Genomic DNA, 10434 nt, shown 5'->3' with positions numbered 1-10434 from the left:
AGATCAGCAGGTAAACGCCGACCAGCGCCAGAGAAACCGAGAAGAACAGCGCGAAATCGGGGAGTTTCAGCAGCGCCGGCGCGATCATGATGGTGCCAATCCTGTGAGCCGATGCCGCCGAGCCTGCCCATCAACCCTGTTCGAAGGCAATGACGCAGCCCATCGCCGCCTCGGAAGGGACCACGATCCGCTCCTCGCCCCGGCCGAAGGAAATGTCCGCCGCCTCGAGCCGCCCGGCGAGGACATCGAGATCGGGCACGGTGACGCAGAACCCGAGAAACCGGGCCGGCGTGGTGTCCGGCTCGGCATGATAGATCGCCTGCGCGGCCTCCGGATCGAGCACGTCGATGCGCCCGCGCGGAAGTGTCAGAACATAGTCCGCATTGCCCTCCAGCACCTCCGGAAAGCCGGCGAAGGCGCTCAGGAAGGCGCGGTGCTGGCCCGGCTCGTCGGTGACGAGGATGGCGGCCGAGAGCGCGCTCGCGCCATTGGCATGCTGCTGGAAGGCGGGGTTCCAGAAATTCTGCGGCTCGTGCTGCTGGCAGACGAAGAAGCCGCATTCCGGCGCCAGCGGATCGGCGGCGAAGGCGAGCGAAAAGGCGACGCGCACGGTGCTGCCATCCGGCCGCTTCGCCTGGCGCTCGAAGAAGAAGGGCTCGAAATCGCCGATTCCGGCCGCGTTGAACGCGGCCGCATCCGCCTTGGCGTCCTGGCTTTCGAGAACCAGCATCGACAGACCCTCGCCTCGCTCGAGCGCCTCGCGCACGAAATGGCCGAAGGAGAACTGCCGTGGCGCCGGCGGCATGATCGCCGTCGCGTCGCCGATCGTGATCAGCTCCAGAAACGAGCCCGGAAACTGCACGATGCGGTTCTCGGTGCCCCAGGGATGGCGATTGCGGGCGCCGACGGTGAAGCCGAGCTTCTCGTAGAAAGCGCCGGCAGCGTCGAGATCGCGCACCCCGACCACGAGATGGTCGAGGCCGCGTGGGGCTGCGGCGGGGAGCGTCGTCGGCTGGATCGTCTCAGGCATGGGCTGGCTCGCTTGCGGCAGGCTCGGGCACTCATCTCTAGCAGCTTGCCCGGGCGCGGTCATGCGCCGCGGTCGCCCTCCCGCGCTCAGCCTTCGATGTAATGCGGCACGAAGCGCGAAGTGTTGCGCGTGATCGGCGAGACATCCTCGCGCAGGCACAGCCCGCACGCCTGCGAGGCGACGAGCCAGGAGCCGAGGACCGCATAATGACCGTCCGCCTGGAACAGGTTGAGCGCGGCATCCTGCAGCACGAAACCCTCGGCGCCATAGGGACCGTCATCGCTGTCGAGCACCTGGCCACGCTCCGTCAGGGTGACATTGGCCCCCTCGCGCGAATAGAGCGGCTTGCGCACCCGCCGCTGCGAAAGCGAAGCGCAGCGCGGATCGCCCTCGAAAAAGGTCGGCAGCAGATTGGGGTGGCCTGGCTCCATCTCCCAGAGAAAGGCCAGCAGCCCCTTGTTCGAGAGCAGCGCCTTCCAGGGCGGCTCGACGAACTGGCAGCGGGCGGTGGCGAGGTTGGCCGCATAGCCCTCGCGGAACAGCCACTCCCAGGGATAGAGCTTGAACAAGGTCTCGATGGGCTGGTTGGCGCCGTCGCAGAAGCGCCCGTCCGACAGCAGGCCGATCTCCTCGATATAGGTGAAGCGTGCATCGAGCCCGGCCTGGACCGCGCAGTCCAGCATGTAATCGACCGTGCCCTTGTCCTCGTTGCTGTCCTGGACACAGGCGAGGTGCAGCCGGTAGGGCGAGGGCTGGCGCAGCTGCGCGAAGGCGGCGATGAGCCGCTCGTGCAACGCGTTGAACTGATCGCAATCCGGCCGCAGCGCCCCGCGCGCCATCGCCTGCTCCAGCCAGTCCCACTGAACCACCGCCGATTCGAACAGGGCGGTCGGCGTATCGGCATTGTATTCCAGCAGCTTGGCAGGACCTTTACCGTCATAGGCGAGGTCGAGCCGGCCATAGAGGTTTCGGTCGCCGCGCCGCCAGCTCTCGCGGATGAGATCCCATTGCGCAGCCGGAATCGCCAGCCGCGTCAGCACCTCATCGTCGTCGATCGCTTTCTCGATGAAGGCGAAGCAGAGCTGCTCGATCGCATCGGTCGGGGCTTCGAGATCGCGCTCGATCTCCTCGAGCGTGAAGGCATAGGCGACGCTCTCGTCCCAATAGGTCTCGCCGTCGAGCGTGTGAAAGGCGAAACCCAGTCGCTCGACATCGGCCTGCCAGTTCGGCCGCGGCGCGAGGGGAACCCGGCGCATCTCAGGAGGACGAGGACGAGAAGTAGGAGCGCGCGGTCAAGCCGAAGCCGCCGCGCGATGTCGTGGTGGTCGTCGCCACGCCGGGCGACGAGCCGGAGCGTGCCACCAGTGCGGCTCCAGACGTCGTCGAATAGGCACGCGACGACGATGACCGACCGCCACCATAGCCGCCGCCGCTGCTCGATGAGGAACGGGCCTGCTGGCATTCCTGCGCCGGGCTGCCGGGCGGGCAGGCTTGGCGCGTCGGAGGCAGCAGGGGCTGCGCTGCGCCGCCGCCCTGGGCGAGGCTTCGCGCCAGCATGAATCCCGCGAGCGCCGGCACCACCACCGAGGCTCCGTTCCAGACCGCGCTCTGGCAGGAGCCGGAGCCGTATTCGGCCTCGCAGGCGCTGGTGCTCGTGAATTTCTTGGCGTCGCGGAGATGGTTGGCCGATGCCTCCCGGAAGCGCTGTTCGCATTGGGGCGAGGTCAGCTGCCCGCCGGCCCGGCACTCGGCGAGATTGGCGTAGACGAGGCTCTCCTCGCTCTGGTCCTGGGAGCCCGTCCGGCCCCAATAGCTCGCGACGAGCAGAAGCCCCGCTGCCGCCAGGCCGATCTGGGTCGAGCGTTTCATCGCGACCTCCTCAGGCCGTCATGCTCGCGGCTGCGAGCGTGCCGGAGATCACCGCGATGACCGCGAGCATCACAGCCGACGGCAGGCGATCCTCCTCGATCTTGCGCGACAGATCGGGGATCAGCACGCGCGCCAGCCCATAGGCGCCGAACTGGATGACCATCGCGGCCACCGCCCAGATCACCAGATCGGGAATGCTGCTCGCCTGCGCGATGGCCTTTTCGAGCGGCACCGAGAAGCCCGCGACATTGCCGCCCAGCGCGATCGCCGCCGAGAGATTGCCACCGCGGATCAGCCCGATCTCGTCATGGGCGGTCAGGCGCAGATAGACCGCGACGAAACAGCCGATCAGCGCGGCGCCGAGCACGAAATACAGGAGGAACGCGGGCAGCCCCGCCATCGAGATCGCCATGCCGTCGCCCCCGCGTCACGCTGTCGCGGAGGTCACTATACGTCAGCCAGCCGGCAATGCCAGCGTCCGCTCGCGCCGCCTCAGACCAGGCGGCTCTGGACCATCGCCGCTTCGACGAAGCTGGCGAAAAGCGGATGGGGCTCGAAGGGGCGCGATTTCAGCTCGGGATGGTACTGCACGCCGATGAACCAGGGATGGTCCGGATACTCGATCGTCTCGGGCAGCAGCCCGTCCGGCGAGAGGCCGCAGAAGCTCATGCCTTCAGCCTCGAGCCGGTCGCGATAGCCCATGTTCACTTCGTAGCGGTGGCGGTGCCGCTCGGAGATCTCGGTCGTGCCATAGATCTGCGCGATCTTCGAGCCGGCCTGAAGCGTCGAGGCATAGGCGCCCAGCCGCATCGTGCCGCCGAGATTGCCGTCGGCCGCGCGCTGCTCGATCTCGTTGCCGCGCATCCACTCGGTCATCAGGCCGACGACGGGCTCGGTCGTCGGGCCAAACTCGGTCGAGTTGGCGTCGGTGATGCCGGCGAGCGAACGGGCCGCCTCGATCACGGCCATCTGCATGCCGAAGCAGATGCCGAAATAGGGCACCTTGCGCTGCCTGGCGAAGGTCGCCGCCCTGATCTTGCCCTCGGCGCCGCGATGGCCGAAGCCGCCCGGCACGAGAATGCCGTGGACATGTTCGAGGAAGGGCGCCGGATCCTCCTTCTCGAAGACCTCGGACTCGATCCAGTCGAGATTGACTTTGACCCGGTTGGCGATGCCGCCATGCATCAGCGCCTCGATCAGGGACTTGTAGGCGTCCTTCATGCCCGTGTACTTGCCGACGATGGCGATGGTGACCTCGCCCTCGGGGTTCTTCACGCGCTCGGAGATGCGCCGCCAGTTGGAGACGTCGGGCTCCTGGCTGGCATCCATCCCGAAGGCCGCCAGGACCTCGTTGTCCAGCCCCTCGGCGTGGTAGGACAGCGGCACGTCGTAGATCGAGGCGACGTCGCGGGCCTCGATCACGGCGGTCTCGCGGACATTGCAGAACAGGGCGAGCTTGCGGCGCTCCTCGCGCGGGATCTCGCGGTCGGTGCGGCAGAGCAGGATGTCGGGCTGGATGCCGATCGAGCGCAGCTCGGCGACCGAATGCTGCGTCGGCTTGGTCTTCAGCTCGCCGGCGGTTGGGATATAGGGCAGCAGCGTCAGGTGGATGAAGATGCACTGCCCGCGTGGCAGCTGCTGGTTCACCTGCCGGATCGCCTCTAGGAAGGGCAGGCTTTCGATATCGCCGACCGTGCCGCCGATCTCGACCAGCGTGAAATCGTAGCCCTCATTGCCGTCGAGGATGAACTCCTTGATGGCATTGGTGACGTGCGGGACGACCTGGATCGTCGCACCGAGATAGTCGCCCCGGCGCTCCTTGGTCAGGATGTCCATGTAGATGCGGCCGGTGGTGATGTTGTCGCCCTTGTTGCAGGGCCGGCCGGTGAAGCGCTCGTAATGGCCGAGATCGAGATCGGTTTCCGCCCCGTCGTCGGTGACGAACACCTCGCCATGCTGATACGGGCTCATCGTGCCCGGATCGACGTTGAGATAGGGGTCGAGCTTGCGCAGGCGGACCGTGTGGCCCCGCGCCTGCAGGAGGGCGGCCAGCGCCGCCGCCGCCAGGCCCTTGCCCAGCGAAGACACCACGCCGCCGGTGATGAAGACATACCGCGTCATGGGTGGACACCTCTAAAGCGACGGGTGCGATTCGCTAAGTCCAGGCGTGCAGCCCCGTCTTGCCCTGCACGCTTGTCCACAGGTGAGCGCTGCCCGGCGGCGAACGCACTCCATACAAAAGAGAAGGGCCGGTTGCCCGGCCCCTGCCAAGACTTGCTCGGGCAGGTCCTTGTCGCAAAAGCGGAAACCACTTTTGCGGGACCTGCCTGCCTCACTGCTGCGGCGCCGGAGGCGCCGGCTGCGGCGCACCGCTCGGCGCCTGCATCTGCCGGAGCTGGTCGAGCACGCCGCCCGCATTGGGGGCGCTCGGCCCGGTCGGCCCGGCGGGAGCGGTCGGCGCCGGCGCGCCATCGATGATCGAACGCTGCACGCGGCCCTGATTGGCCATCACCGCCAGCACGATCGAGGTCAGGAAGAAGGCCCCGGCGAGGATCGCCGTCGTCCGCGTCAGGGCGTTGGCCTGGCCGCGGCCGGTCATGAAGCCGCCCGCCCCGCCGCCGCCCGAACCCATGCCCAGCCCGCCGCCTTCGGAGCGCTGCAGCAGGACCACGCCGACGAGCGCGACCACGATGATCAGATGGATGACGATGAGAACGTTCTGCATGAGCTCACGAAATGGGTATGGCGCGGGCCACCGCCAAGGGTCACCTGCTCCTGCTGTTCGACGACGGCCCGTGGGGCCGGCGAACACGGCGCGGCACATAGCACGCGCTTGGCGGTCGCACCACCCCGGTGATGCAGCGCGCGACGGGCTTTCCTCCGCCCGCCGTCAGGCGCAGGCCCGCGCGATCGCCAGGAAGTCCTCGGCCTTCAGGCTGGCCCCGCCGACGAGCGCGCCGTCGACATGAGCGACGGTCATCAGTTCGGCCGCGTTGGACGGCTTCACCGAGCCGCCATAGAGCAGGCGCACGCCGGCCGCCGCCGCCTTGCCGAGCATGCGGCCGAGCTCGGCCCGGATCGCCTCGTGCATCTCGGCGACGTCAGCCGCCGTCGGGGTCAGCCCGGTGCCGATGGCCCAGACCGGCTCATAGGCCACGACCAGCGTCGCCGCCGTCGCGCCGTCGGGCACGGAGCCGCGCAACTGCTTCTTGACCACCGCGATCGCCTTGCCGGCCTCGCGCTCGCCCTTCGTCTCGCCGACGCAGACGATCGGCACCAGCAGCGCCTGCTGCGCCGCCTGGGCCTTGGCCTTCACCGTCGCGTTGGTCTCGCCATGGAGCGTGCGCCGCTCGGAATGTCCGACGATCACGAACGCCGCCCCGGCATCGGCCAGCATCGCGGCCGAAACCTCGCCCGTGAAGGCGCCCGAAGCCTGCGTGCTGCAATCCTGGCCGCCCGTCGCGATCCGCGCGCCGATCAACGCGGCACTTGCCGGATAGACCAGGCTGGCGGGAGGGCAGATCGCGATATCGACCGCGCTTTTCAGCCCGATGTCGTAGCCCTTGGCGACCTCGGCGGCGATGGCGAGATCCGCCTTCAGCCCGTTCATCTTCCAGTTGCCGGCCACCAGGGGCCTGATGCTGCGCGTCACGTGATCTCTCCCGAATGCTGCTGCGGCTCTAGCAATGCCGGCGGCGGCCTGCAACGGTGGCGGGCTCCGCTCTTCCCCCCGACGGCAACACGAAACCGCGCTGGCGATTGCGGCATGGCGCTGCGGTTCCTATAAGCAGCCCCGACGAAAACCGGCCGGGGCGCCTGCAGCGCCCCGCCAGGGCCAGGAAAGACAGATCTCCATGATGATGACGGGCATCCGCAACGCGGGTCGGAGCTTCTTCGGCAAGCTTCTCATCTTCGTCCTGTTCGGCTTCCTGATCTTCTCCTTCGCGATCTGGGGTATCGGCGACATCTTCCAGGGCTATGGCCGCAACTCCGTCGCCCGCGTCGGCAAGGCCGAAATCGGCCTGGAGCAGATGCGCACGGCCTACCAAAACGATATCCAGCAGCTCACGCGCCAGCAGCGCCGCCAGATCACGCCGGAGATGGCCCGCGCGCTCGGGCTCGACCGGCAGGCGCTCTCGCGCCTGATCACGGCCTCGGTGCTCGACCAGACGGCGCGCTCGATGCGGCTGGCGGTGTCGGACGACACCATCCGCACGCTGATCTTCGAAGATCCGACCTTCCGCGACGCCTCCGGCAATTTCTCGGCCGCGCGCTTCAACGAGCTACTGCGCTCGAACGGCTTCACCGAGCAGAGCTATGTGCGCGAGCAGCGCGAGACGATCCTGCGCCAGCAGATCGGCGAGATGGTGGTGGGCGCCGTCGGCGCGCCGGTGGCGCTCCAGGAGCTCGGTCACCGCCTGCGCAACGAGCGCCGAGACGTCACCCTCGCGCGCCTGGTCCCCGGCGTGGCCGGCGACATCCCCAATCCGACCGACGCGCAGCTCAAAACCTTTTTCGACGAACGCAGGAGCGCGTTCCGGGCGCCCGAGCGTCGCACCGCCGACATCCTCGCCCTCTCGGCCGAGACGCTGGCCGACACCACCGCCGTCGGCGAGGCCGACGCCCGCGCCCGCTATGACGAGGTCAAGGCGCAGCGCTTCACCACGCCCGAAACCCGCACCATCCAGCAGATCGTTTTCCCCAACGCCGAGGAAGCGCAGGCCGCCCGCGCCCGCATCGAAGCCGGCGAGACCTTCGATGCTATCGCCGCCGAGCGCAACATCGCTGCGGCCGAGCTGACTCTGGGCAGCTTTACCCGCAACCAGGTCTTCGATCCGGCCGTTCGCGACGCCGCCTTCGCCCTTCAGGAAGGCACGGTCAGCGCGCCCGTCGCGAGCGCCTTCGGCCCGGTCCTGTTGCGCGTCACCGCGGTCGCGCCGGAGACGGTGCGGCCCTTCGAGCAGGTCGCAGCCGAAATGCGCAGCGACGTCGCCACAAGGCGCGCCGCGAGCCGCATCACGGAGATCCACGACAAGATCGAGGACCAGCGCGCCGCCGCCCGGCCGCTGGCCGAGATCGCCAAGGAGTTCAACCTGCCGCTGCGCAGCGTCGGGCCGGTCGATGCCGCGCTCCGCCGCCCGGACGGCAACGCCGAGCCCCCCCTGGCGGGCGGGGACGCCACCGCACAGGCGATCTTCCGCTCGGAGCCGGGCGTCGACAACGAGGCCATCCGCCTGCCCCGCGACACGGGCTATGTCTGGTTCGACGTCAAGCAGGTCGACCCCTCGCGCGAGCAGGCCTTCGAAGAGGTCAAGGCCCAGGTCGAGGCGCAATGGCGCACCGAGGAGGTCGCCAGCCGCCTCGCCGCCAAGGCGCGCGAACTGGTCGAGAGGCTCGACAAGGGTGAGGCCTTCGATGCCGTCGCCTCCTCCGCCGGGCTGACGATCGAGCAGGCGGCGGGCCTCGGCCGCCAGGAGCAGCGCCCCGACTTGCCGGCCAATGTCGTCAGCCTGATCTTCGGCACGCCAGCCGGCAGGAGCGGCTCCGCAGCCGCCGCCGATGGAGGGCGCATCCTGTTCAAGGTCGATGCAGCCACCGTGCCGAGCTACGCCCGCACGACGCAGGAAGCGGAGAATTTCGCCCGCACGCTCGGCGCCAGCGTGAGCGAGGACATCCTCGCGCAATACGTCGCGCAGCGGCAGACGGAACTCGGCGTTTCGATCAACGAGGCGGCGTTCCGCAACGCCACCGGCGGCAACCAGAACTGACCATGGCGTTGGCGCAGGATCAGGAGGCCTTCATCGCCGCCTACGAGGCCGGCACACCGCAGGTGCTGCGGCAGGTGCTGGTCGGCGATTGCGAGACGCCCGTCGCCGCCTTCCTGAAGCTGCGCCACGCCACGACCGGGCCGGCCTTTCTGCTCGAATCGGTCGAAGGCGGCGCGGTGCGCGGCCGCTATTCGATGATCGGCCTCGAGCCCGACCTGATCTGGCGCTGCCATCGCGGCGAGGCGGCACTCTGCCGCCCGGCGCTCGGCGACGGTTTTCTCGCCGATCCCCGGCCGGCCTTCGAAAGCCTGAGGGCGCTGCTCGACGAAAGCGCCATCCCGGAGACCGATGCTCTCGCCGACGGAGACCTCCCGCCGATGGCGGCCGGCGTCTTCGGCTATCTCGGCTACGACATGGTCCGGCTGATGGAACGCCTGCCGGAGCCCAAGGACACCGGCACCGGCGTCCCCGACGCCATCCTGACCCGGCCGACGCTGATGGTCGTCTTCGATTCGGTGCGCGACGAGATCCATGTCGTGACGCCGGTGCGCCACCAGCCCGGCGTCCCGGCCCGCGCCGCCCATGAGCGGGCGCTCGAACGGCTGGATGCGGTGGTGCGCGCGCTGGAGGGCCCCCTGCCCCCGGATGCGGCGGTCGACATCGCCGCCCTGCCGGAGCCGGCGATCGTCTCCAATACGACCGAGGCGCAGTTCCACGCCATGGTCGCGACCGCGCAGGACTATATCCGCGCCGGCGACATCTTCCAGGTCGTGCTGTCGCAGCGCTTCGAGGCGCCGTTCCAGCTTCCGCCCTTCGCGCTCTACCGGGCGCTGCGCCGCGTCAACCCGGCGCCTTTCCTGTGCTATCTCGACTTCGCCGACTTCCAGATCGTCTGCTCGAGCCCCGAGATCCTGGTCCGGCTCCGCGACGACACGGTCACGATCCGTCCGATCGCCGGCACGCGCCGCCGCGGCGCCACCCCGGCCGAGGACGAGGCCCTCGCCCAGGAACTGCTGGCCGATCCGAAGGAACGCGCCGAGCACCTGATGCTGCTGGATCTTGGCCGCAACGATGTTGGCCGTGTTGCCGACATCGGCACCATCAAGGTGACGGACCAGTTCATCCTCGAATATTATTCCCAGGTCATGCACATCGTTTCGAACGTCGAAGGCCGGCTTTCAAATAAGTTCGACACCATCGATGCGCTTGTCGCGGGCTTTCCCGCGGGCACGGTTTCAGGCGCGCCCAAGGTGCGCGCGATGGAGATCATCGACGAACTTGAGAAGAACAAGCGCGGCGTCTATGCCGGTTGCGTGGGTTATTTCTCGGCGGATGGCGAGATGGATACCTGCATCGTGCTGCGCACGGCCATCGTGAAGGACGGGAAGATGTATGTGCAGGCGGGTGCGGGAGTCGTTGCCGACAGCGACCCTGAATCCGAACATCAGGAGTGCGTGAACAAGGCCAAAGCGCTGTTCCGCGCCGCCGAAGAGGCCGTGCGCTTCGCGGGCCGCGCCGGGAGAGCGCAATGATCATCCTCATCGATAACTACGACAGCTTCACTTATAATCTCTATCACTTCCTCGGAGACCTAGGTGCCGAGACGGTGGTGCACCGGAACGACAAGATCAGTGTCGGCCAGGTGATCTCCGCCAAGCCCGACGCAATCGTGATCTCGCCTGGACCGGCAACGCCCAACGAAGCGGGCATCTGCCTCGAACTCATCGAGAAAGCCTCAGGCACAATCCCGATCTTCGGCGTCTGCCT

10 protein-coding genes are annotated in these 10434 nt (G+C 68.1%); 3 read left to right on the top strand and 7 right to left on the bottom strand.

Annotated elements, in window-relative coordinates:
• Nucleotides 1-130: 130 nt before the first annotated feature.
• From Q8M82_RS12400 to tpiA, 7 genes are all read right to left on the bottom strand, one after another.
• Nucleotides 131-1030 carry a VOC family protein gene (locus Q8M82_RS12400; RefSeq protein WP_305691658.1) on the bottom strand — a complete coding sequence of 300 codons (900 nt, stop codon included), beginning with the start codon at nucleotides 1028-1030 and terminating at the stop codon, nucleotides 131-133.
• A gap of 86 nt (nucleotides 1031-1116) precedes the next feature.
• Complete coding sequence (locus Q8M82_RS12395) at nucleotides 1117-2286, bottom strand: glutathionylspermidine synthase family protein (RefSeq protein WP_305691657.1); 1170 nt, start codon at nucleotides 2284-2286, stop codon at nucleotides 1117-1119.
• Between the two features lies 1 nt (nucleotide 2287).
• On the bottom strand, nucleotides 2288-2899 hold the full coding sequence (locus Q8M82_RS12390; RefSeq protein WP_305691656.1) for a DUF1190 domain-containing protein: 612 nt from the start codon (nucleotides 2897-2899) through the stop codon (nucleotides 2288-2290).
• A 10-nt stretch (nucleotides 2900-2909) separates the two neighbouring features.
• A complete protein-coding gene (locus tag Q8M82_RS12385; protein WP_305691655.1) occupies nucleotides 2910-3311 on the bottom strand; it encodes a DUF350 domain-containing protein in 402 nt (133 codons plus the stop codon).
• 80 nt (nucleotides 3312-3391) lie between these two features.
• Nucleotides 3392-5020, bottom strand: coding sequence for a CTP synthase (locus Q8M82_RS12380; RefSeq protein WP_305691654.1), 1629 nt, complete (start codon nucleotides 5018-5020; stop codon nucleotides 3392-3394).
• 211 nt (nucleotides 5021-5231) lie between these two features.
• The gene (secG, locus tag Q8M82_RS12375) at nucleotides 5232-5624 is read right to left on the bottom strand and encodes a preprotein translocase subunit SecG (RefSeq protein WP_305691653.1); all 393 of its coding nucleotides are present in this window, start codon (nucleotides 5622-5624) and stop codon (nucleotides 5232-5234) included.
• A gap of 165 nt (nucleotides 5625-5789) precedes the next feature.
• Complete coding sequence (gene tpiA / locus Q8M82_RS12370; RefSeq protein WP_305691652.1) at nucleotides 5790-6551, bottom strand: triose-phosphate isomerase; 762 nt, start codon at nucleotides 6549-6551, stop codon at nucleotides 5790-5792.
• Between the two features lie 202 nt (nucleotides 6552-6753).
• On the opposite strand from tpiA, the gene Q8M82_RS12365 reads away from it, so the two are divergent.
• The 3 genes from Q8M82_RS12365 to Q8M82_RS12355 all read left to right on the top strand — a co-directional run.
• Nucleotides 6754-8667: a peptidylprolyl isomerase gene (locus Q8M82_RS12365; RefSeq protein WP_305691651.1), complete on the top strand. Its 1914-nt coding sequence runs from the start codon at nucleotides 6754-6756 to the stop codon at nucleotides 8665-8667.
• A 2-nt stretch (nucleotides 8668-8669) separates the two neighbouring features.
• A complete protein-coding gene (gene trpE, locus Q8M82_RS12360) occupies nucleotides 8670-10199 on the top strand; it encodes an anthranilate synthase component I (protein WP_305691650.1) in 1530 nt (509 codons plus the stop codon).
• Nucleotides 10196-10434: glutamine amidotransferase-related protein (locus tag Q8M82_RS12355; RefSeq protein ID WP_465248080.1), on the top strand; the 239-nt coding region annotated here is incomplete at its 3' end. The genes trpE and Q8M82_RS12355, both read left to right, overlap by 4 nt.

Source organism: Allobosea sp., from assembly GCF_030694325.1.
Taxonomy (GTDB): Bacteria; Pseudomonadota; Alphaproteobacteria; order Rhizobiales; family Beijerinckiaceae; genus Allobosea.
Note: the sequence above shows the minus strand (reverse complement) of the source record. Positions and strands in the feature narration are given on the sequence as shown.